Consider the following 22,344-nt stretch of genomic DNA (forward strand, 5'->3'; position numbering starts at 1 on the left):
ATCTCAGATGCGGGGTTTAGCGCTGGCAATAATGCGCAGGTATTCAATAAACCCCGGATGGTCGTGGGCCGGGAAGATCTTTTTCCGCAATATAAACTCCCCCACAAACAATACCCCGACCACCAAGTAATTAATGATATTGGTAAACCAGGACCAGACTTCCGGTTGCTCCAACAGGGGCAAGAGTGACGAAGACAGGATCATTGCGATAAATACCAGGCACCAGAGCTGGGTAAGTCGACGTGTATAGCGGCGCATTGTCGGCGATAAGGGGCCGCGCGCCGCTTCACCAATGGCCGTAATCAAGGGTTCGCTGCCGCGGCGCAATGTGCGCCCAAAGATAACCAGCAATAGCAATGGAATCAGGATCGGGGGCAGGAACAGCAAGTAAAGCGTCATATCCAGATACTCGAGCAGCACAATCAGGCCGGATAGGCTGCTGAACCAGAGCCAGGCGCTTTTGTTGCCGCTACTTAACCCGGGCAGGAAGGCTCCGGTCAGGAACAGGATGGGCGCGATAAACAATAACGGCGGCATCGCCAATACCAGTGACAGGTGTACCAGCAATGGGTAGGCCGCAATCAATGCAAGGGTGATAACTCGTTTAAGCACGTTGCTCGTTTATATAGTGACTGAGCGAGCGCAGACTATAGAAGATGGCCTTGTTGTTTTCATCGTCGGCTTTGAGCTGCACCTTGTAGTGCTTGGCGACTGCCAGGGATATTTCCAGCGCATCAATTGAATCCAGCCCCAGGCTGTCACTGTGGCTGGCGTCAAACAAAGGAGCTTCCGGGTTGATATCGCCTGGCTCCAGGTCTTCCAGGTCCAATGCGGAAACCAACAGGGTTGCCAGCTCTTGTTCTTGTGGTGTCTGTAGACTCATTCCATATACCTATTTCATTGGCGGCATTGCTTGTAACAAGCAATTTCTCCCGGGGACATTCGGGCCCGGGAATCATCCTCAGGGATTAGCAGGTTTGATACCGGTGTATTCACTGAAGATACCCAGTACAACCGCGCGCTGGCTCTGCTCCAGCCCGGTTGCTTTAAGGGCGCTGACAATCGTGGCCGGCGGCACACATTGCTCGATGGTATCCCAGTAATAGCGCATCAGGACCTTACTATCGGCACTGCGGCGGAAAATCCGGGCAATATTGGGGATAACGCCCTTGAGGTAAAACTTCAACAAGGCCGTCGCCAGCTTGCTTTCCGGGCGGGTGATTTCCAGCAGCAGGATTTTACCGCCGGGCTTCAGTACCCGCTGGTATTCGGTAAAGGCCGCGCCCAGGTCAGCGACATGGCGCAGGGCGAAACCCATGGTGACATAGTCAAAGGTATTGTCCGGGAAGGGCAAGGCTTCACCCAGCCCCATGGAAGTGTGTTCAACCCCGAGTTTTACCGCCTGGGTCAGCATTCCCTTACTGGGGTCGAGGGCTACCACCAAACCATCCTGGCCAACGATCTGTTGCGCCAACCAGGATACAACCCCTGTCCCGGCGCCCACATCCAATACCTTGTCGCCTGCCTTTACCCCGGCGCGCACCAACGCCTGGTGGCGATAGCGGCGCCCTGAGCCAAAGCTCATGACATCAGTAATCCAGTCATAGTGTTCAGCAGAGGAGTCAAACATGGCATCGACACGGCTGCGCCTGTCTTCGGCCTTGCCATAATAGTCCGGTAATACCGGGTGGGGGGCGAGGGAGTTTGGTTTGTTGTTGGCCATGATGCTGGGGGTCCCTAAAAATAAGCGCGTACTTTACGGGAGCAGGGGCACTGGTGCAAGGCGGCGTTACTTTTAGTAAAAGTGCGGGTATTTGAGAGCAACAATCAGGAAAGCCCATGGAACAGCGGCGATGTTTACACCTATAATTCGCGCCAATTAACCCATCGGCAGCCCTTTTTGCCGATAGCTTGTGTGCTAAAAAATGAGTAAATGGACATGGTTGTAACTCCGCCCGGATTAATTTGCCGCTATAGCGATACCCCACATGCAGGGGTTATCCCGGATCTGGCCCTGGCGCAATTCCGGTTTGACGCCCACTGCGAAAACCCTCCTGGCACACCGGTATTAAGTACCGGGTTACAGCCGTTGGTGGAGGGTATTGCGGGTGAGCTGCTGGCTGTGGCCGGGGGCCCGGTTACCCGGGGTTTTGGTGAGCAATGCTATTGGGCTGAAAGCGACGACTACCTGTTCCTCGCCCTGTGGGCCGACGAAACGGATGCGGCCGGGCTGGCAGCTATCAGCCAACACCTCTACCAGCGCCTGTTAGGGCACACCCGGGCGCGTGGCTATCCTCACCTGGTGCGCATGTGGAATTATTTTGCCGATATTAATGGAGAGACACAGGGGCTGGAGCGCTACCGGCAGTTTTGTTTAGGGCGTTTTGACGCCTTTACCGCCCATGGCCTTGCCGAAAACCAGTATCCCTCTGCCTGTGCATTGGGGCATGGCGGTGGCGACTTGCTGGTTTATGCCCTGGCGAGCAAAACGACCCCCTGGCATTTTGAAAATCCGCGCCAGGCCAGTGCTTACCATTATCCGGCGGAATATGGGCCGCGCAGCCCTTCATTTGCCCGCGCCAGCCTCCTATCCCTGCCGGGGCAAACCGCCACGCTGTTTGTATCGGGGACTGCCAGTGTCGTCGGATACCTGACCTTGCACCCCTACCAGCTGGGTGGGCAAATCGATGTCACCCTGGAAAACCTTGAGTTATTGCTAGCCCATGTCGCGCAGCAGTATCGCCATGCCCGGGGGGGCAATCCGCAACTCAAGGCAGAAGTACTTAAGGTTTATATTCGCAACCCGGCTGACCTTGCCGCCATTAAGGCCCGGGTGGGGCAGGCCTATCCCCAGGCCGCCATCGCTTATGTGGTAGCCGATATCTGCCGCGCAGACCTTTTGTTGGAAATTGACGGTATATGGAATCTGTTGCCGTGAACCGGATGGCTGCCTTGTGGCAGCGGTTGCGCTTTTCGCGCGGGTGGCGGGTGCCCGCCACCGGGCTGGGGTTTGCCCTTTTTGGCATGGGCGGGGTTGTGCTATCGCTCAGTGTTTTCCCCCTGTTGCTCCTGGTGCCGATTGGGCAGGTGCGGCGCGAGCGCTATACCCGGCAGGTGATTGCCCGGGTGTTTCGCAGCTACATATGGATTTTGCGCCTGCTGGGTTTACTCAGCTATGAGTTCCACCAGGTCGGGCAATTGCAGCGCCCTGGCCAACTGATTATTGCCAACCATCCGTCACTGCTGGACGTGGTGTTTTTGCTGGGACTGACCCACGCCAGTTGTGTGGTCAAAGGGAGTTTGTGGCGCAATCCGTTTACCGCGATGCCGGTGCGGGCGGCCAATTACATCAGCAACAATGATCCGGCCTTATTTCATCGCTGCCTGGATACCCTTAAGGCCGGACGCTCCTTGATTATCTTTCCTGAAGGCACCCGTACCCGACCGGGGACGCCCTTGTCGTTTCATCGCGGCCCTTCCAATATTGCCCTGAGCGCCGGGGTAGCCATTACGCCGGTACTTATCCGCTGCGAGCCCGCTACCCTCTTGAAAGACCAGCAGTGGTATGAAATCAGTGCGCAGCCGCCGCACTACACCTTGCGGGTAATGCCGGAGTTTCCGACCGCGCATTATATGGCCCAGGGCGAACTCCAAAGTGTCGCCTCACGCCAGCTGACGCGCGACCTTGAGGCTTATTTCACCCGGCTGCTCCAGTCGTGCTAATTCATGTGCCGGTGGGTTGGCCGCCGCCGGGGTATTAATCGCCCAGGACTTTCCCGGTCCTATTGTTCAGTTGCCATAACAGGTTGCGGCAGGAAAACAGGAAAATAAACGGCAGCCACTCGCCCAGCCATTTATTACCCATGAAGCAGGCGGCAGTCACCGTAGCCAGGCCAGTGGCCACTAGCAGCAATAGCGAGTTTTGCGGCAGGGACAGGTAACCGGGTGTCAGCGTGCCCAGGAAGCCATGGGGGCTTGCCAGCCCACTGGCTATACCCGTCAGCAATATCCAACCGAGCATAGCCACCGCGCCCAGTTGCCCATAGAGCTGGTTTAACCAGTCCCAGTTGCTGGCCAACCCCAGCAAGCCGCTAAAAAAGTACAGGTTGATGCCCAGCAGCAAGCGGTTGAAGATGAGTTTGCGCCGGTAGAGGTACAGGCTGGTTGCCAGCCCCATGGCGCTGGCGAGGCCATAGGGGACAAGCCAATCAGCCCGCACGGCCATATCGGCTACCTGGATATAAGCCAGGAAAATAACCAGGGGAAGGGATTCAGCAGCAGATTCGAGCCAGGTTTTCATGGTGGGTCTCAGCCCCGGTTTTCACCCGGGTGTTGGTAGTCAGGGGAATTGGTAATGGATTATTATGCCCGCCCGAAATACATATCCAAAACAGGGTGTGCTTGGCCCTGGTAGTTTATTAAGCAGTCCAGCCCTTATGTCATCCAACAAGAGCCCCCTCAGCCATCCATCAACGCAGGTTTCTGGCAAGCCCAAAGCATTGTGGGTGCGTGAGACACGGTTTGGGCGCTGGTTTTTGGGAACCCATACCTGGTATCGCTATGTCCTCGCACAGGCCGTCCAGGATTTTAACCGACTGCTTGCCGGGCGCTTGCCTGCCAGGCCGCGGGTATTGGATGCGGGATGTGGACAGGGGCTTGCCTTTGGTTTGCTGGAAACCTGTTTCCAACCGGCAGCGATTACGGGGATCGATATCGATAGGGAGCAAATCAATAAGGCATCAACAGTTGCTGCGGGTATGGCAACCCCGACAACCGCCACCCATGGGAACGCCTGTGCACCGGTTTTTCCGGCGGAGTCTTTTGACCTGATCCTGTGTCACCAGCTGCTGCATCACACTAACCAGCAAGTGGAAGCCCTGCAGGAGTTTTACCGCTTGCTGAGCCCCGGTGGCATTTTATTGGTGGGTGAATCCTGCCGCACATTTATTAATTCGATTCCGGTCCGGTTGTTATTCCGCCATCCCTCCATGGCGCAACAAGATGCACAGGGCTATATTGATTTGGTGCGCAGTGCCGGTTTTGCGTTCTCCGCTGCCGATGTACAAACCTCCCGTCCCTGGTGGTCCCGCCGCTGCCTTGGCATAGCCCAAAAGCTGGGACTGGGTTTAGGTAATACGGAGCCTACCGAAATCTTGATTGTTGCCCGCAAGCCGTTCGCGGTAGGCGGTGAAAACCCCGGCGAGTGAAGGTAAAAACAGCGCGAAGAATCTTAATAAGTAGGAAGCCCGGTCAGGGCGAATCGCGCTTGGGCATTCAGTTATGCTTCTGGTAGACTGCCGCCCTTGTTTTGGAGGGGGAACAAACCTGGCGTGTTTGCAGATTATGTCTGTATCAACAAAGGGTTAAGAGAAAGATACCAATGGAAATTCCTATGTACACCAAAGAAAAAATATATGGTTTCCTGCAGGAGACCCTCGTTTCATTATTTGAAATAGACGCCAGTGCGATTACCCCTGAAGCGAATCTTTATGAAGATTTGGATATTGATAGCATTGATGCCGTAGACCTTACGGTAAAGCTAAAAGAGTTTACCGGCCGTCGTATCCAGCCCAGTGATTTCAAGCAAGTCCGCACCGTGCAAGACGTGGTGGATGCGGTCTATGACCTGCTCAACCGCCCGGAAGAAATTGATGGCCTGGCCAGCGCAGGCCAGGATTAACCGTGATCGAAGCAGCCCCTGCGATAGTGCGGTGGCCGGCACTAAGTGATATCAAAACAAGCCCTGGGCAGGTTGATGCCCAACTGTTGGTGGCCGCGGATTTGGCCGGGTTTGCCGGGCATTTCCCGGATTTGCCAATCCTGCCGGGTGTGATGCAGATCGACTGGGCGGTACATATCGCCCGGCAGCTGTTGTTACTTGATACACCGGTAGTTAATGTCGAACGCTTGAAATTCACCTGTCCTATATGCCCCGGGGTGGAGCTCCGGCTAAGCCTGCGCCATGATGCGGAGGCGGCGACAGTGGACTTTCGCTTTTATCGTTTGGCTCCTGCGGGAGCAGCTACCGGAAGCAGGAGCGAGCTGCTCTTTTCCCAAGGGCGCCTGGTTTACCAGCAGCCTTCCCTGTCAGTTCCCCGCCAATAGCTTTCCTGCTATGCCTGCCGTTAACCCTTGCTCAGTGATTCCGGTCTTTAACCATCCGCATAAAATCGCGGGCCTGGTTGATCGGCTGATTGCCTATGGACTGCCCTGTATCCTCGTTGATGATGGCAGCGGGGAGGACTGTGCACGCGTACTGGATGAGATTGCCGCCGCCAAGCCACAGGTGATCCTGCTGCGCCTGCCGCAGAATTCAGGCAAAGGGGTTGCCGTCTGTCGCGGGTTGACCCTGGCGCATGAGCGCGGGTTTACCCATGCGCTCCAGGTTGATGCCGATGGCCAACACGACCTGGATGATGTGCCCAGGTTCCTCGCCCGGGCGCAGCAGCAGCCGTTGGCGGTCGTGAGCGGTTGGCGCAGTTATGAGGCCATGCCGCCATCGCGGCGCAGCGGCCGCAAACTCACGGATTTTTGGGTGTGTGTGAATACCCTGTCACGCAGTATTCACGATTCTATGTGCGGCTACCGGCTCTATCCGCTGGCGCCGACGATGCACTTGCTGGCGCGCAAAAAAATAGGGGCGCGCATGGATTTTGACACGGATATCCTGGTGCGCCTTTATTGGCAGGGATTGGCCGTGGAAAACATTCCCACGCAAATTTTGTATCAGGACGATATCCCTTCCCACTTCGATATTGTGAAAGACAATGTGCGCATTAGCTGGATGCACACGCGCCTGTTCTTTGGAATGCTGGTGCGTATCCCGGTGTTGTTGCAGCGCCATAGTTCCCGTCGCCAGCGCCTGTGATTAGCGGAGCCATTCGTTTTATGTACACGACCTATACCGACATCCTGGTGCCCTTCCATGACGTGGACTCCATGCAAGTGGCCTGGCATGGGCACTATGTTAAGTACCTGGAGGTCGCGCGTTGTGAATTCCTGGAGTCGTTTAATTACAGCTACCAGGCCATGTTGGAGTCGGGTTATGCCTGGCCTGTGGTGGATATGCGCATTAAATACATCAAACCCCTGCGGTTTGGCCAGCGTGTGCGGGTGCAATGCGCCCTGCGCGAATGGGAATACCGTTTAAAGATTGACTATGTGATCAGTGATGCCGCAACCGGTGAGCGCTTGACCAAGGCGTACACCATCCAGGTTGCGGTAGACCTGGCGACCCAGGCAATGTGTTTTGAATCACCCCTCGTATTACGGGAATCGCTCACCCGAAAATTAGGTCATCTGCCCGGTTGAAATGCCTATGAACAGCCTCCTGCTTGTTAGTAAAAGCGTGTGCTTCTTTAGTAAAGCCCTGTGTCTTTGGCTAGTGTTGGCAGCCGTCCATGGTCGTGCGGCAGAGCCGACCCAGGAGCGTATTGACCAGGTGGTGCAACGCCTGGGCGAGATAGTGTTTATCCGCGGCGACTTTGTGCAGGAGAAAACCCTGAAGGGTTTGCCCTACGCGCTTAGGGCACAGGGAACATTTATTTTTTGGCAAAACCAGGGGCTTTACCAGGCGACAGAGAAACCCTTTTTCAATGCCTTTACCATTACCCGGGATGCGCTAATTAATTGGCAGGCGGACGGTACGGGCAGCCTCTCCAGGGAGCAGCCCGCCATTATGCAGCGCGAAGTCAACAAAACCCTGCTCGCTTTTTTTAGCGCGGACATCGCCTTGATCCAGCAGCGCTTTAATACCGAATGGCAGTTTACCGACAACCAGTGGCACCTGACCCTGACCCCCAGGCTGGAGTTGATTGCAAAGAATATGCGTAGCGTGGAATTGGCTGGTGATCACTTGCTGCAATCGATTCGTGTGCTGGCGGCGAATGGCGATGAGACGCGCATCCAGTTCAGCAACCAACAACCGGCAACGGAACCTACTGCTGGGGACTGTCGCTGGTTTTTCCTGCCACCAGACACCCGCTGTACCGAATTAGCCAACCAACCTTGAGGCGTGTAGGGACTATATGCCTTTTGTGACCGTACCCGTAAATACTGTGCAGCGCTGGCTGGGTGTTATCACGGCGATAGTGACGCTGGCCGTACTGGCGCTGCTGGGGCAGGTGCTTAACCAGGGTGTAAGGGTGGAGGCGGATTTACAAAAGCTCTTTCCTAAAGACCAACTCCATCCATTGGCCGCGCGCGCCACTGAGCAGCTTTATCGCGAGTTTGGCAATAAAGCCCTACTGGCAGTCCAGGCGCCGCAACGGGATGAGGCCCGGCAGGCTGCTGAAGTATTGGCCCGGGCCATTGCCCACAATCCACTCTTGCATATAGAGCAGGTGGCAGGTCACTCGCCGCAGTTGATAGCGCAACAGGCGTTGATTGCCCGCCATCATTTCCAATTATTAACGCCCCAACAGCGCGAACACCTGCGGACTGACCCCACCCCGCTGTTGGGACAGGCCCAGGCGGCCTTGTTTGGTTTTAATGGCAATGGCCTGTCGCCCCTGGATGATCCCTTGAATTTAGTGCCCGGCTATTTGCACCAGTTGCAACCGGCACTCAACGGCGAGTTGCTCAACGACCGCTTGCTGGTGGCGGATGAGCAGGGCCAGCTGATCCTGTTTGCCTTGAGTGTACAGGGCGAGGCATTCAGTTTGTCGGTACAAGAGCAGGTGGATACCTGGCTCACCCAGGTGCGTCAGCAGCTACAGGATAACCCGCACACAGCCAACAGCCAGATCCTGGTATCGGGGGCGATATTCCATGCCGCCCAGGCAGCACAGCAGGCCCAGCGCGAGGTAAGGGTGATTGGTATCGGCTCCCTGGTCGGCCTGTTACTTTTGTTTATGTTGGCATTTCGCCGTTTGCAGCCATTGTTCTTAAGTGTTCTCTCGGTGGCCTATGGCTGTGGCTGTGCTTTTGTAGTCACCCATTGGCTGTTTGCTGAAATCCATTTGATGACCCTGGTGTTTGGCGCGAGCCTGATCGGGGTTGCGGTAGATTATTCCCTGCATTATTTGTGTAAATACCACGCGACCTTGGCGTCGGGTGGCGATCGGGATAAGCCTGTACTCGACGGGTTATTGGCCTCGTTGGTATTGAGTTTAATAACCTCCGTCCTGGCTTACAGCTGCCTGTTCCAGGCCTCTTTACCGGGTCTGCAACAGATTGCCTGTTTTTCAATCATTGGACTGGCCTGCTCCTGGTTATTTGTGATGGGGTTGTATCCCTTGTTGCTCCGTCAGCGCGCCCAGGTGGACAGCAGCCTGCCTGCGCCTGTGCCGCTGGTGGATCGCTGTGCCTTTTCCATATGGCAGTTCTGGCAAGCAACTTCCCGTCAAGCCCGGATCTGGTTGGCTGTTGTACTGTTAGGCGTGTTTAGCCTGGGGGCATTTAGCTTCTCAATCAGCAATGATGTGCGCACTTTCTACACGCCATCCCCGGAATTGATGGCATCCGAGCGGCGCTTGCAACAGGTTCTGCAAGGTGTGTCGCCCAACCAGTATTTCCTGCTGAGTGCCGCCTCGCCGGAGCAGTTGCTGCAATTGGAAGAGCAATTTCGCTATGGGCATCTTGATCCACTGGTTGCCAGGGGTGCCGTACATGGCTATACCGCAACCAGTGTGGCGGTGCCTTCGCAGCGGCAACAGGCATTGGATTACCAATTGCAGCGCGACCGTGTGTACAGCAACCAGGGGCTGGCGAGCGAGTTTATGCAGTCCGCTGGTTTTGGGGCGGAAGCTATTGCCGATACCCGGGAAAAATTCCACCTGGCCGCAGGTAACGATTTGCTGCCTGATACTTGGTTGCTGCCCGATGCCTGGCTACAGGTCGCGCGCCCTGATCAGCGCCTGTTGTGGCTGGGTGAACGGGAGCAGTCCTGGGTGAGTATTATCGGGTTGCGCGGGGTAGCCGATGTTGATGCCCTTGCCGGGTTGGCGAGTCGGGCGGCAACCGGGCAAAACACTATCCTGTGGGTGGATCGTGTTGCCGATATGTCGGTGTTGTTGCAGCACTTGTTGCAGGTATCGGCACTGCTGCTGCTGTTAGCCTACGGTGTGATTATCGTCCTGTTGTGGTGCGCCTATCGCCAATGGCGGGCGCTGGTGCAGGTCGTTGTCCCCATGTTGACGACTCTCACCACACTGTCCGTGCTTGCCATCCTGGGAGTGGACATTACTTTATTCCACGTATTTGGCTGTTACCTGATCCTTGGCCTGGGCATGGATTACAGTATTTTTTCCTATGTCGGTGGCATGCACGACCGGGTGTCCCAGCGGGCCATTTGGTTATCGGTGGTTACCAGCCTATTGTCATTTGGCCTTCTGTCGTTGAGTTCTACTCCTATGGTGCAGGCTTTTGGTATGACCTTGTTACTCGGTTGTCTCTTTAATTGGTTATATGCCCCATTGGTGGCAACCTTGAAGCCCCCTATGCAACGACTCCACCGTCACAAGGGGAAACAGGACGATGAATAATGCCCCATTGACCCGCTTCCTGCTGATGTTCCTGGCGTTGGCAATATTGTCGGGATGTAGTTTTGTGGGGACCAGGGATTTTCCCCTGCAAGTGACCACCAGTGACCAGCATACCTATGTTGTGCAACAGCAGTGGCAAGTGTACGCACAAGGGCGCGATTATGCCCTGGAGGTGATTGTCGAGCGCCGGGCGGCCCGGTGGCGCCTGATCATGCTCAACCAGTTGGGCCAGCGCCTTGTAACGGTAGAGTCGGATGGCCAGCGGCTGCATGTTGAGCGCCACCTATCCCATCCGGCAACCCGGCAATTGCCGGATTTACTACAAGCCTGGCAATTTGGCTTTTGGCCCCTGGCTGATCTTCAGGGGGTAGATCCCCGCTGGGTCTTTAGTGAAGGCAATGGCCGTCGGGAGGTGTACTTTTCTGGTATATTGCGCGCCACTATTGAACGCCTGGCAGTTAATGAGAACAAGGCTGGCGATTCCGGCCCCCAGGCAGCGTCCGGTCTCCTTAATCCCTGGCAGGGCAGCCTGAGCTATAACACCGCTGACTTGCGTTTGCTCATCCACAGCCAGCCGTTGAATTGATAATGCTATGAGCCAACCACCGCTGTTTGAGTCTGTGCAGGACTTATTACTCCATCGCCCACCTATGTTGCTATTAAAAGAGGTGGTGCGCTGGGGGCCGGGGGAGCTTGAGGCCCTGGTTGACCCGCGCGACTCCCATGTATTTATCGATGCGGACGGTCGCTTGCCCGTGTGGGTGGGTATTGAGTATATGGCCCAGGCCATAGGTGCCCTGGCGGGAATTGCCGCGCGCCAGGAGGGTGAGCCGATTCGCCTTGGCTTTTTGTTGGGGACACGTCGCTACCAGGCCGATGTCAGCCATTTTGACCTGGCGCAGGAACTGCGGGTGTGTGTCACTGAGCGCCTGCGCGATGAGACCAACCTGGTGTTGTTTAACGGTGAGCTATATGCAGGTACACAGCGACTTGCCCAAGCTGAGATAAAAGCAATTCAACCCAGGGATATTGATGCAGTCATGGGGCAGTTTATGCAAATGAATGCGCTGGCAGGAGAATAACGATGAATAACAAACGAGTATTGGTGACAGGTTCCAGTCGCGGTATAGGCCGTGCCATTGCCCTGCAATTAGCGCGTGATGGTTATGAGTTGGTAATCCATTGCCGCCAGCAGCGCGACCAGGCTGAAGCCGTCCAGCAGCTTATTAGCGCTGGAGGTGGCCGCGCCAGCATTTTGCAATTTGATGTGGCAGAGCGCGACCTGACCAGGCAGTTGCTTGAAGCGGATATGGAGGCCAATGGTGCCTATTACGCTGTGGTATGCAATGCCGGTATTGCGCGCGATAACGCCTTTCCTGCCATGAGTGGCGATGATTGGGACGCAGTGATACACACCAACCTTGATGCGTTTTACAACGTGCTTAATCCCATCATTATGCCCATGGTACGCCGTCGGGCACCCGGTCGTATTGTGACCCTGGCCTCGGTCTCCGGGGTGATGGGGAATCGCGGACAGGTAAATTATAGTGCCGCCAAGGCGGGCATTATTGGCGCGACCAAAGCGCTGGCAATTGAACTGGCCAAGCGTGAGATTACCGTTAATTGTGTCGCGCCCGGCTTGATTAATACCGACATGCTTGATGAGGCCCCGGTAGAGGAGGCGCTAAAAATGATTCCCATGCGCCGCGCCGGTGAACCGGAAGAAGTCGCTTCCCTGGTTAGCTACCTGCTATCTCCACCGGCGGGCTACCTGACCCGTCAGGTAATCTCAGTCAATGGTGGTATGTTTTAATGAAACGTGTCGTTGTTACCGGTATGGGGGTGGTCACCGCCTTGGGGAATAGCTGGCCGGAATTTGCCGCCAAACTCAAAACGGGGACTAGCGCTATCCGTCGCCTGGATGATTGGGCAACCTATAAAGACCTCAATACCAACCTTGCCGGGCCAATCGAAGGCTTTGTGGTTCCGGAACATTATCCACGCAAGAAAATCCGCTCCATGGGGCGAGTGTCGCTGCTATCTACCCGCGCAACAGAATTTGCCCTGGCAGATGCCGGTTTGCTCGATGATCCCGTGGTGCAGAGCGGTGCCATGGGGATTGCCTACGGCTCCTCAACGGGCAGCACCGATGCGACCCGCGACTTTGCGGTCATGTTGGACAAGCGCGATATTGGCGGTGCGACAGCGACCACCTACATCCGCATGATGGGGCACACGGCGCCCGTCAATATTGGTGTTTTCTTTGGCATGAAAGGGCGGATTATCACCACCTCATCGGCCTGTACCTCGGGCAGCCAGGGCATAGGTTATGCCTATGAAGCGATCAAATATGGCCAGCAAACGCTGATGGTGGCGGGTGGCGCTGAAGAACTGTGCCCATCGGAAGCGGCGGTATTTGATACCCTCTACGCCACCAGTACCAAAAACGATACGCCTGATATAACTCCCAGCCCCTTTGATATCCATCGCGATGGGTTGGTGATCGGCGAAGGTGCCGGCACCTTAATCCTGGAAGAGCTGGAACATGCACAGGCGCGGGGTGCAAAAATCTATGCTGAATTGGTTGGTTTTGGCACCAACTCTGATGGTGGGCATGTCACCCAGCCGGATCCGGTTACCATGAATATCGCCATGCAAAAGGCCCTTGATGATGCGGGCCTGATGCCTGCGGATATTGGTTACATCAATGCCCATGGCACGGCAACGGATCGCGGTGATATTGCAGAATCTGTGGCTACCGAAAAGCTGTTTGGCAAGAAAACTGTGCCGATTAGCACCCTTAAGGGCAATATCGGCCATACGTTGGGCGCCTGCGGGGCCATCGAGGCCTGGGCAAGTATCCAGATGATGAATGACGGCTGGTTTGCCCCTACCCTGAATCTCAAGGCGCCCGATCCCCAGTGTGGAGATTTGGACTACATTGTAGGCGAAGGACGCCGGTTGGATTGCACTTACATCATGAGTAATAACTTCGCCTTTGGCGGTATCAATACTTCATTGATTTTCAAACGTTGGCCCGCCTGATGGAGGGCCTTTTATTGCACAAGGAGCTTATCGCTATGTTATTCCGCGCATTGCTGTTAGTTGTTACCCTGGGATTTAGCTGGACTGTCTGCGCCGAGCCGGAAACGCCCGAGGACTATGTAAAAATCTTCCAGTCCACTAATCTTCCCGATCAGGAAAAAGCAGCACAATCACTGGAATGGGCCGGGATTTCATCACCTAGACTTTATGATTTGGTCGAAGCCAAAGCACTGGAGTATTTGCCGCGGGCAACCGACAGGACAAATGTTAATTATGTGGCGCACCTGACCAATGCCTTGGCTTATTCCGGCAATGAAAAATACCGCCCCACCATTGAGAAAATTATCCAGGATGCGCCGCATAAAAGGCTGAAAAAATATGCGACCCAGGCACTTGGCCAGTTATCCCTCTACAGCCAGTTAAATCCGTTGATTGCACCTAAACCCTGGCCGGAATATACACATCCTTCCCTGGAACAGCGCCTGGTAAACATGCTCAACAGCGGTAATGATGAGTTGGTACGTATGGCGGCAAAACGTATACATTTTACCAACAACTACCAGCCTGAATTGCTGGCTTTACTGAGCGCTGGTATCCAGCAGCGCTATCAGCAGCCCATGGGCGGATTGGCGTTGGACACTACCGCCTGGATGTGTCGCGCCCTGGCTGGTAGTCGCGATGAGCAATACAAGGCACTGATTGAACAAGTTGCCAAGGGCGCTAAAGAAAAGAAACTGGCCAAATATGCCAAAAAGTACTTGAGTTATTTTGGCCAATAACAGGGCAATCCGTGGAAAAAGCCGGGTCTGCAAAACCCGGCTTTTTTATTTCCCATTGTCGCCGCAAGTCAACCGGCGAGCCTTGCAGGTACTGGCTTGCCTCTTTAGACTGGCGCCATTTGAATTTACATTGGAATTCCCATGCCAAACCAACTACCCGCTGATTCAGTGGGCCTGGTCACTCCCCAAACCCTGCATTTTTCGGAGCCACTGGAACTCGCCTGCGGCATCAGCCTGAACGAGTATGACCTGGTCTACGAAACCTATGGTCAATTGAATGCCGCCAAAAGCAATGCGGTACTGATTTGCCACGCCCTGTCCGGCCACCATCACGCCGCCGGTTACCACCGCCTGGAGGACAAGCGTCCCGGTTGGTGGGATGCCTATATCGGCCCGGGCAAACCCATAGATACCAATAAGTTTTTCGTGGTGGCGCTCAACAACCTTGGCGGTTGCCACGGTTCCACCGGCCCGCGCTCTATCAACCCGGCTACCGGCAACGTCTGGGGTGCGGATTTTCCCATGCTGCGCGTGCGCGACTGGGTTGCCAGCCAGGCGCGCCTGGCCGATGCCCTGGGGATAGACACCTGGGCGGCGATTATTGGCGGCAGCCTGGGCGGTATGCAGGTGATGCGCTGGAGTATCCAATACCCACAGCGGGTGCGTTATGCCGTAGTCATCGCCTCGGCGATGAAACTGTCTGCACAAAATATTGCCTTTAACGAAGCGGCGCGCAAAGCGATTATCAGCGACCCCAATTTTCACAACGGCGATTACCTCGCGCATAACACCCTGCCAAAAAATGGCCTGGCGGTGGCGCGCATGATTGGCCATATCACCTATCTGTCCGATTACGCCATGGGCGAAAAATTTGGCCGCGACCTGCGCAGCGGCAGTTTTGAGTTGGGTATTGCCGAGCCGGTGGAATTCCAGATCGAAAGCTATTTGCGCTACCAGGGTGACAGCTTTGCTGTCAGCTTTGATGCCAACTCTTATATCCGTATTACCAAAGCGCTGGATTATTTCGACCTGGCGCGCGAGTACAGCGATGATCCGGTACTCGCCTTCCAGGGTGCCCAGGCAAAATTCCTGGTGGTTTCGTTCAGTACCGACTGGCGCTTTGCCCCCCAGCGCTCGCGCGAAATTGTCGATGCCCTGGTGGGAGCCAACAAAGCAGTGACCTACGCTGAAATTGAATCCAAACACGGCCACGATGCATTCCTGCTGCCCGATGCGCGCTATGAGCAGGTATTCAAGCGCTACCTTGCCAGTGTGGAGGTGTGACGATATGCGTATAGATCTGAATGAAATCCAGCATTGGATTGCACAGGGCAGTCGTGTACTCGACCTGGGTTGCGGTGATGGCACCCTGTTAAAATTCCTGATCGATAACAAAGTTGTACAAGGTTATGGTTTGGAAATCGATGCGGACCAGATAAACACCTGTATCGATAAAGGACTAAATGTGATTGAGCAAAACCTCGATCGCGGCCTGGGTAATTTTGCCGATAAAAGTTTCGATACCGTGATCATGACCCAAGCACTGCAAACCCTGCACTTTCCGCACCTGGTGCTGGATGAAATGTTGCGTGTGGGCAAGGAATGCATTGTGACCTTCCCCAATTTTGGTCACTGGAAAGCGCGCCTGTACCTGGCGTTGCGCGGCCGTATGCCGGTATCTGACTTGTTGCCCTATGAGTGGTACAACACACCCAATATTCACTTCTGCACCTTTAAGGATTTTGAAGTGCTGTGCCGTGAGCGACACATCAAAGTGATTCGCCGCCAGGTGGTCAATGAGCAGTCAGGACAGGTATTAAAAGATCTTATGCCGAATTTATTTGGTGAAACGGCGATCTATCACCTCAGTAAATGATGGGGACTATGACATGAAATATTTGTGGGCAAGCCTGTTGTTATTGTTGTCGACCAGTGTGTTGGCGCAAATAGATCAACCCAAAGAAATCACCACCAGCAAACAGTTTGGGGCTTACACCCTGCATTACAACGTCTTTAATAGCACGGATATTCCTGCCAAGGTGGCACAGGCTTATAAACTGGTTCGCGGTAAGGATCGCGCCCTGGTAAACATCAGCCTGACCAAAACCGATCATGGCGCAACCAGTTTGGGATTGCCTGCCAAGGTAAGCGGAAAAACACGCAACCTGATGCAGCAATCGCAAACCCTGAAATTTATCGAGGTCAACGAGGGTACAGCGGTTTACTATCTGGCTCCTTTTGTCTTTAACAACGAAGAAGTGCTGCATTTTGACATCCAGGTGCAGTATGGCGATGAGCGCCCTTTTGCGGTCACGTTTAGTCGCACGCTTTATACCGATCGATAATCATGAACAAAATTGTGCTCGCCAGCGGCAATGCCGGCAAATTGCGTGAATTCCGGCAACTTCTGGCGGGCTGCGGTTATGACGTTGTACCCCAGTCAGACTTTTTTAGCGAAAGTGCCGAAGAAACCGGGTTGACCTTTGTGGAAAACGCCATTCTCAAGGCGCGTTTTGCCTGCCTCAACACCGGCTTGCCTGCACTGGCTGACGACTCGGGTATCGAGGTGGATGCCCTTAACGGCCGCCCCGGTATCTATTCGGCCCGCTACGCAGGTGAGCCGGGTTCCGATGCCGCTAATAATGCAAAACTGTTGCAGGAATTAGCCGGTGTACCCGAGCAAGAGCGCGGGGCGCGCTACCATGCGGTGTTGGCGTTTATGCGCCACGCGCAAGACCCAACACCCATTTTATGCCACGGCGTATGGGAGGGGCGCATTCTTACCGAACCGCGCGGGGAAGGTGGTTTTGGCTACGATCCTTTGTTTTTTGTGCCCAGCCATCATTGTGCCTCGGCCGAATTAAGCAAAGACGAAAAAAACCGCATTAGCCATCGCGGCAAAGCGATGCAGGAATTACTGCGCGCGCTCTCTGCCCTGGCGAGCCGTTAATGCCACTGCAACTGCCACCGCTGGCACTTTACATTCATGTACCCTGGTGCATTCGCAAATGTCCCTACTGCGATTTCAATTCCCATCAGGCCAACAATGACATTCCTGAGGCAGATTATATTGCTGCGCTGCGCCAGGATTTGGCGTGTGACCAATCGCTCGCCCAGGGGCGTAAAATCACCAGCATTTTTTTTGGTGGAGGTACACCCAGCCTGTTATCGGCACAGGCCATTGGCCAGATCCTGGTCGATGCCGAACAGTTGATAGGTTTTGAGCCACACATTGAAATTACCCTTGAAGCCAATCCAGGTACTTTTGAACAGGAAAAATTTTCCGGTTTTCGCGCAGCCGGTGTGAATCGCCTGTCGATAGGCATCCAAAGCTTTAATGATCAGCAATTACACTTGCTGGGTCGTGTCCATGGCCGGGATGAGGCCCTGCGTGCGGTCAATGTTGCGCGCAAGGCGGGGTTTGACAACATCAACCTCGACTTAATGCATGGCTTGCCCGGGCAATCCGTGGGAGATGCACAGGCAGACTTGCAGCAGGCGATTGAGCTGGAGCCTGAACACCTATCCTGGTACCAACTCACTATCGAGCAGAACACGGCATTTTATTCTGCTCCGCCGGTATTGCCGGAAGAGGAAATCCTGGCCGATATACAGGATGCCGGGCAATTACTCCTGGCAGCGGCAGGCTATGAACACTATGAAATTTCTGCCTATGCGCGCGCTAAACAATTTTCCCGTCACAACCTCAACTACTGGGAGTTTGGTGACTACCTGGGTATAGGTGCCGGCGCCCATGGCAAGGTCACTTTACCGGAGCAGCAGAACATTTTGCGCCTGTGGAAAACCCGCCTGCCCAAACACTATTTGGATGCAGCGACCAGCGCAAGGATATCCACTAACCTGCAAGGCCACCAGAATCCGTTTGGCGGTGGTAGTGACCTGCTTGGTGAAGAGTCATTGCCCCTGGAATTTATGATGAATGCGTTGCGCTTGCACAGGGGTGTTCCCGAGCAATACTTTGCCCAACGTACAGGCCTGGATTTCTCTGCCATTGCATCTTGTTGGGATGAGCTTGCGCGAAAAAAATTGGTAGAGTTGGCTGATGGGGCTCTTCGCCCAACGCCATTAGGGCGACGCTTTTTGAACAGGGTATTACAAGCGTTTATGTAACCGATATGGTTTTCCTGGCATTGCCCTCAAGCTGGTTTTTATAAGTCACTATCCCTTATGGGTCTTCAGTTATGCTTATCAATGTTGTCGCTTCCTATCTGGTTGCAATGGTCTTTATCCTTTATTGCCTTGTTCTGGGCACTGGCTTATTAAATAGGATAGGAATCAGGATTAATAGTTTCACGGATTCCTATAATGCGTATCTGTTTGCATTTTTTGCAATTGCCGGAGGAATGGTTGCTGTCATATTAGCCCTGATGCTATTAGGCCTCACCGGTTTGCTAAAACCAACCATTATTTTGATTGCAGCGCTATTGTTGATGTTGCCTGCTATTTTCAAATTGGGTTATTTAAGAAAATATTTACTTCTCTCCAATAGCCAATATTTATTGTGGCCAGCCATATTAATGCTATTGGCCGTTGCCTTTGCCTGGAAGGCTCCCGGTCACTGGGATGACACATCCTTCCATTTGCCCCTGGTGCGCTTCTATGTAGAGCAACAAGGAATTGAACTGCAGGAATATCTGCGTTTTCCCCTGTTTCCACAACATATGAATATGCTAATGGTGTTGGGCTATTTATCAACGGATGCAATAGGGGCAGGTGGTGCAGTGGGAGCCCAGGTTTTTGCGACCTTGCCCTGGTTTGTGATTGCGCTTGGTTTTATGGGAATTAGCAAATGGCATATGGGAAGTGCTATCCCCGGAGTTGTTGTTGCAATCCTGCTGGCAAAAAATATAGAGGCATTCAGGGTTGGCTTTGGTTTCGCGTATGTAGACACAGGCTTGGCCATGTTTTGTTGGGCTGCACTCTTAGCCATGGTGATAGGTATAGCAAATGACAGTGGACAAAAGACGCAATCATTAACCTGGATAATTCTTGCGGGATTGCTGGCGGGTGGTGCCGCAGGTACCAAGTTATTCGGTGGTGTATTTGCATTGATCCTGTGCATAACGGTTCTGCTTGCAACACGCAAGTTGTTATACAGTGTGGTGTTTGGTATCTGTGTCCTCGCGACAGGCGCCTGGTGGTATGTGAGGAGTTATCTTATATCCGGTGATCCATTCCACCCGATTGCTGCCAATTTTTTCGGTTATTTCTTATGGAATGAGCAGGATCTATTGGCGCAGGTCGCAGAGCAAAAAACACATGGGGTTGCGCCATCGCTATTAAACCTTTGGGCCGCCCTGAAGGATGCGGGAATAGAGCTTTGGGCCATTGCCCTGGCCGGTTTGGTGTTCTTTAAAAAGTTGCCCTCTTCAATACGCTTAATGCAGTTGGTTTTTGTGGTTTATTTTGGCTTTTGGTTTTTTGTCACCCAGGTAGAGCGCTACCTGGCACCGATCATGGCAGTAGGTACTTATCTGGCGTTTTATATGTTATATCGCCTGGTGAATATCAATATAGGATCTTTCAACCCTGGGACATATATTGCCCGTTATTCCAGGGCATTGACGGTAATTACAGTACTACTGTGTTGCTCGCTGATTTTTGGTGAATTCCGTCGCAATATTGCTAACTGGGATCATCGATTGTCACGTGTCAGTGGCTATGAATTATTTACCCAGGCAAACGGATGGCGCGCAAGCCATGGTGATAGGCTGGTACAGTTGGGTTTTGAAAATGCCGCCTACTTCTTTTCAGGTATTGCAATAGGTGATGTGTTCGGTGTGGCACGTTATTCACAAATGCTGGATTGTCGGGCAGAGGGATGTAAACCCGTGGGTACTGATGCACTGGTAGAGTTATTGAATAAATTTAATAGTAAAATGGTGATTGTTTCCACACAGCAATATCCATTATTGAATGAACAGCAATATATTAATCACTTTGATATTGCCTTTAAAAATGAACAGGGTGTTCTTATGTTGTTAAAGCAAGAAGAGGCTAAAAAACAGGATGTCAACGATTAATACCGTGCAAACCTCACCACAGGCAGTTTTGCACCAGGTCTTCGGCTACCACGAATTCCGCGGCCCGCAAGAGGCGGTTATTCATGCCCTGGTTGCGGGGGAGGATGCACTGGTATTAATGCCAACCGGTGGTGGTAAATCCTTGTGTTACCAGATACCCGCCCTGGTACGAGAGGGCGTTGCGGTTGTGGTATCACCGTTGATTGCATTGATGCAGGATCAGGTCAATGCCCTGCGAGAGGTGGGTGTGCGCGCCGGTTTTTTAAATTCTACCCTGTCCTCGCAGGAGTGGTGGCAGACAGAATCTGCCTTGCAGCGCGGGGAACTGGATTTGCTGTACATTGCCCCCGAGCGCTTGATCCAGCCGCGTACACTGGAATTGCTCCATGGATTAACCATTGCCCTGTTTGCCATCGATGAGGCCCATTGTGTATCGCAATGGGGACATGATTTCCGGGCAGATTACCTCAAGCTGGATTTGTTACCGCGCGAGTTTCCCCGTGTTCCGCGCATAGCCCTGACAGCGACCGCCGACTTGCGTACCCGCGATGAAATTGTCGAGCGTTTGCAGTTGCACAATGCCCGGCAGTTTATCAGTGGTTTTGATCGCCCCAATATCCAATACCGCATTGCGCAGAAAAACAATCCCAAAATCCAATTGATGCGCTTCTTGCGCGAGGAGCAGGCCGGCAATTCCGGCATTGTTTATTGTTTGTCGCGTAATAAGGTAGAGCAGATTGCCGAGTGGTTGTGTAGCGAAGGTTTTAATGCCTTGCCCTACCATGCGGGGTTATCAGCGAGCATACGCCAACAACACCAGGAGAAATTCCTGCGCGAAGATAACATTATCATGGTGGCCACTATCGCTTTCGGAATGGGTATTGATAAGCCGGATGTGCGTTTTGTAGCACACCTGGATTTACCGAAAAGCATTGAGGCCTACTACCAGGAAACCGGTCGCGCCGGTCGCGATGGGGAAACGGCGACAACCTTATTATTGTATGGTTTGGAAGATGTCATCAAGCTGCGCCAGATGATGTCGCAATCAGAGGGCAGCGAGGAATTCAAACGCAATGAACAGCAACGGTTGAACGCCATGTTAGGGCTGTGCGAAATTACCAGTTGCCGCCGCCAGAGTTTGTTGCGTTATTTCGGCGATCACCTGGTACAGCCTTGTGGTAATTGTGATAACTGCCTGATACCACCCCAAACCTGGGATGGCAGTGAGGCGGTACAAATGGCCCTGTCCTGTGTTTATCGCACAGGGCAGCGTTTTGGTGCCGGGCATGTCATCGATGTGCTGCGCGGTAGTAACAACGAGAAGGTGCTGCAATTCGATCATCATAGACTTTCCACCTATGGCATAGGCAAGCATCTCAGTGTGGATGAATGGAAATCTATTTTTCGCCAGTTGGTGGCGCGTGGATTGCTGGATGTGAATAGCGATGGTTTTGGCGGTTTGTTATTGAATGAAGGTTGCCGTCCCTATTTGCGCGGAGAGGAGCGGCTGTTGCTGCGTCGCGAAGCCAAAAGCATTGCCAATTCGCCGCGTCGCGCCAACTTGTCACAAGATATCGCCAATGAAGACCAGTCGCTATGGCAGGCATTGCGCGCATGCCGCAAACGTTTGGCAGAAGAGCAGGGGGTTCCCCCCTATGTTATTTTTCACGATAGCACCCTGCGTGAAATGTTGGAGTTTCGTCCACTAACACTGGATCAATTGCGTGGCATTACCGGGGTGGGTGAAAGTAAATTAAAACGTTTTGGTGAAGAGTTCCTCACGGTATTGCGCGAGGCTGAATATCAGGGGTGAGGTTAGGCATTCTTGCGATACAACCTGTGTACAGGGATGTGAAATGCTATAAATATGACAAGAGCTATAAATCCGATGTAATAATTTTTCTGGTAAATACTTACCTCTGCTCTTGACAAGGTTTTTGTTGCCACTAACAATGGCGCCATTTTAAACAAACAGCATGCGTATTAATCGCT

General features: G+C 53.6%; 25 protein-coding genes. 21 read left to right on the plus strand and 4 right to left on the minus strand.

What is annotated here, in order from left to right; all coding sequences use genetic code 11:
* Positions 1 to 3 precede the first annotated feature (3 nt).
* From CJA_RS00495 to CJA_RS00505, 3 genes are all read right to left on the minus strand, one after another.
* Positions 4 to 612, minus strand: coding sequence for a COG4648 family protein (locus CJA_RS00495; RefSeq protein ID WP_012485783.1), 609 nt, complete (start codon positions 610 to 612; stop codon positions 4 to 6).
* On the minus strand, positions 605 to 883 hold the full coding sequence (locus tag CJA_RS00500; RefSeq protein ID WP_012485784.1) for a phosphopantetheine-binding protein: 279 nt from the start codon (positions 881 to 883) through the stop codon (positions 605 to 607). The genes CJA_RS00495 and CJA_RS00500 overlap by 8 nt, the downstream gene beginning before the upstream one ends.
* Before the next feature lie 78 nt (positions 884 to 961).
* Positions 962 to 1,723 (minus strand): class I SAM-dependent methyltransferase, encoded by a 762-nt coding sequence (locus tag CJA_RS00505; protein WP_012485785.1) that lies wholly within the window; start codon positions 1,721 to 1,723, stop codon positions 962 to 964.
* A 216-nt stretch (positions 1,724 to 1,939) separates the two neighbouring features.
* On the opposite strand from CJA_RS00505, the gene CJA_RS00510 reads away from it, so the two are divergent.
* Positions 1,940 to 2,938: a chorismate transformation FkbO/Hyg5 family protein gene (locus tag CJA_RS00510; RefSeq protein WP_012485787.1), complete on the plus strand. Its 999-nt coding sequence runs from the start codon at positions 1,940 to 1,942 to the stop codon at positions 2,936 to 2,938.
* On the plus strand, positions 2,920 to 3,723 hold the full coding sequence (locus CJA_RS00515; protein WP_012485788.1) for a lysophospholipid acyltransferase family protein: 804 nt from the start codon (positions 2,920 to 2,922) through the stop codon (positions 3,721 to 3,723). Before CJA_RS00510 ends, CJA_RS00515 begins: the two co-directional genes overlap by 19 nt.
* Positions 3,724 to 3,757: 34 nt before the next feature.
* Here the strand turns inward: CJA_RS00515 and CJA_RS00520 are convergent, their stop codons facing one another.
* Complete coding sequence (locus tag CJA_RS00520) at positions 3,758 to 4,300, minus strand: hypothetical protein (RefSeq protein WP_012485789.1); 543 nt, start codon at positions 4,298 to 4,300, stop codon at positions 3,758 to 3,760.
* Positions 4,301 to 4,436: 136 nt separating this feature from the next.
* On the opposite strand from CJA_RS00520, the gene CJA_RS00525 reads away from it, so the two are divergent.
* The 19 genes from CJA_RS00525 (at position 4,437) to recQ (ending at position 22,165) form a co-directional block, all read left to right on the plus strand.
* A complete protein-coding gene (locus CJA_RS00525) occupies positions 4,437 to 5,207 on the plus strand; it encodes a class I SAM-dependent methyltransferase (RefSeq protein ID WP_049765373.1) in 771 nt (256 codons plus the stop codon).
* Between the two features lie 173 nt (positions 5,208 to 5,380).
* On the plus strand, positions 5,381 to 5,680 hold the full coding sequence (locus CJA_RS00530) for an acyl carrier protein (protein ID WP_238526800.1): 300 nt from the start codon (positions 5,381 to 5,383) through the stop codon (positions 5,678 to 5,680).
* Between the two features lie 2 nt (positions 5,681 to 5,682).
* Positions 5,683 to 6,105, plus strand: a complete 423-nt coding sequence (locus CJA_RS18480) for an ApeI family dehydratase (RefSeq protein WP_049765374.1) — start codon at positions 5,683 to 5,685, stop codon at positions 6,103 to 6,105.
* A gap of 10 nt (positions 6,106 to 6,115) precedes the next feature.
* Positions 6,116 to 6,868, plus strand: a complete 753-nt coding sequence (locus CJA_RS00540; RefSeq protein ID WP_012485793.1) for a glycosyltransferase family 2 protein — start codon at positions 6,116 to 6,118, stop codon at positions 6,866 to 6,868.
* Positions 6,869 to 6,888: 20 nt separating this feature from the next.
* Complete coding sequence (locus tag CJA_RS00545) at positions 6,889 to 7,311, plus strand: acyl-CoA thioesterase (protein WP_012485794.1); 423 nt, start codon at positions 6,889 to 6,891, stop codon at positions 7,309 to 7,311.
* Positions 7,312 to 7,318: 7 nt separating this feature from the next.
* On the plus strand, positions 7,319 to 8,011 hold the full coding sequence (locus CJA_RS00550; RefSeq protein WP_041550798.1) for an outer membrane lipoprotein carrier protein LolA: 693 nt from the start codon (positions 7,319 to 7,321) through the stop codon (positions 8,009 to 8,011).
* 16 nt (positions 8,012 to 8,027) lie between these two features.
* The gene (locus CJA_RS00555) at positions 8,028 to 10,484 is read left to right on the plus strand and encodes an MMPL family transporter (protein ID WP_012485796.1); all 2,457 of its coding nucleotides are present in this window, start codon (positions 8,028 to 8,030) and stop codon (positions 10,482 to 10,484) included.
* The gene (locus CJA_RS00560; RefSeq protein WP_012485797.1) at positions 10,477 to 11,070 is read left to right on the plus strand and encodes a DUF3261 domain-containing protein; all 594 of its coding nucleotides are present in this window, start codon (positions 10,477 to 10,479) and stop codon (positions 11,068 to 11,070) included. The genes CJA_RS00555 and CJA_RS00560 overlap by 8 nt, the downstream gene beginning before the upstream one ends.
* Before the next feature lie 7 nt (positions 11,071 to 11,077).
* Complete coding sequence (locus CJA_RS18485; protein ID WP_012485798.1) at positions 11,078 to 11,566, plus strand: hotdog family protein; 489 nt, start codon at positions 11,078 to 11,080, stop codon at positions 11,564 to 11,566.
* Between the two features lie 2 nt (positions 11,567 to 11,568).
* Positions 11,569 to 12,297: a 3-ketoacyl-ACP reductase FabG2 gene (locus CJA_RS00570; RefSeq protein WP_012485799.1), complete on the plus strand. Its 729-nt coding sequence runs from the start codon at positions 11,569 to 11,571 to the stop codon at positions 12,295 to 12,297.
* Positions 12,297 to 13,529, plus strand: coding sequence for a beta-ketoacyl-ACP synthase (locus CJA_RS00575; RefSeq protein WP_012485800.1), 1,233 nt, complete (start codon positions 12,297 to 12,299; stop codon positions 13,527 to 13,529). The genes CJA_RS00570 and CJA_RS00575 overlap by 1 nt, the downstream gene beginning before the upstream one ends.
* A gap of 35 nt (positions 13,530 to 13,564) precedes the next feature.
* Positions 13,565 to 14,308 carry a hypothetical protein gene (locus CJA_RS00580; protein ID WP_012485801.1) on the plus strand — a complete coding sequence of 248 codons (744 nt, stop codon included), beginning with the start codon at positions 13,565 to 13,567 and terminating at the stop codon, positions 14,306 to 14,308.
* Positions 14,309 to 14,449: 141 nt separating this feature from the next.
* The gene (metX, locus tag CJA_RS00585; RefSeq protein WP_012485802.1) at positions 14,450 to 15,592 is read left to right on the plus strand and encodes a homoserine O-succinyltransferase MetX; all 1,143 of its coding nucleotides are present in this window, start codon (positions 14,450 to 14,452) and stop codon (positions 15,590 to 15,592) included.
* A gap of 4 nt (positions 15,593 to 15,596) precedes the next feature.
* Positions 15,597 to 16,184: a methionine biosynthesis protein MetW gene (gene metW, locus CJA_RS00590; protein WP_012485803.1), complete on the plus strand. Its 588-nt coding sequence runs from the start codon at positions 15,597 to 15,599 to the stop codon at positions 16,182 to 16,184.
* 13 nt (positions 16,185 to 16,197) lie between these two features.
* Positions 16,198 to 16,653 (plus strand): DUF4426 domain-containing protein, encoded by a 456-nt coding sequence (locus tag CJA_RS00595; protein WP_012485804.1) that lies wholly within the window; start codon positions 16,198 to 16,200, stop codon positions 16,651 to 16,653.
* 2 nt (positions 16,654 to 16,655) lie between these two features.
* Positions 16,656 to 17,258, plus strand: coding sequence for an XTP/dITP diphosphatase (locus tag CJA_RS00600; RefSeq protein WP_012485805.1), 603 nt, complete (start codon positions 16,656 to 16,658; stop codon positions 17,256 to 17,258).
* Positions 17,258 to 18,439, plus strand: a complete 1,182-nt coding sequence (gene hemW / locus CJA_RS00605; protein WP_012485806.1) for a radical SAM family heme chaperone HemW — start codon at positions 17,258 to 17,260, stop codon at positions 18,437 to 18,439. Before CJA_RS00600 ends, hemW begins: the two co-directional genes overlap by 1 nt.
* A 233-nt stretch (positions 18,440 to 18,672) precedes the next feature.
* On the plus strand, positions 18,673 to 20,352 hold the full coding sequence (locus CJA_RS00610) for a hypothetical protein (RefSeq protein ID WP_148208765.1): 1,680 nt from the start codon (positions 18,673 to 18,675) through the stop codon (positions 20,350 to 20,352).
* Positions 20,339 to 22,165 carry a DNA helicase RecQ gene (gene recQ, locus CJA_RS00615; RefSeq protein WP_012485808.1) on the plus strand — a complete coding sequence of 609 codons (1,827 nt, stop codon included), beginning with the start codon at positions 20,339 to 20,341 and terminating at the stop codon, positions 22,163 to 22,165. The genes CJA_RS00610 and recQ overlap by 14 nt, the downstream gene beginning before the upstream one ends.
* Positions 22,166 to 22,344 lie beyond the last annotated feature (179 nt).

The organism is Cellvibrio japonicus Ueda107, assembly GCF_000019225.1.
Taxonomy (GTDB): domain Bacteria; phylum Pseudomonadota; class Gammaproteobacteria; order Pseudomonadales; family Cellvibrionaceae; genus Cellvibrio; species Cellvibrio japonicus.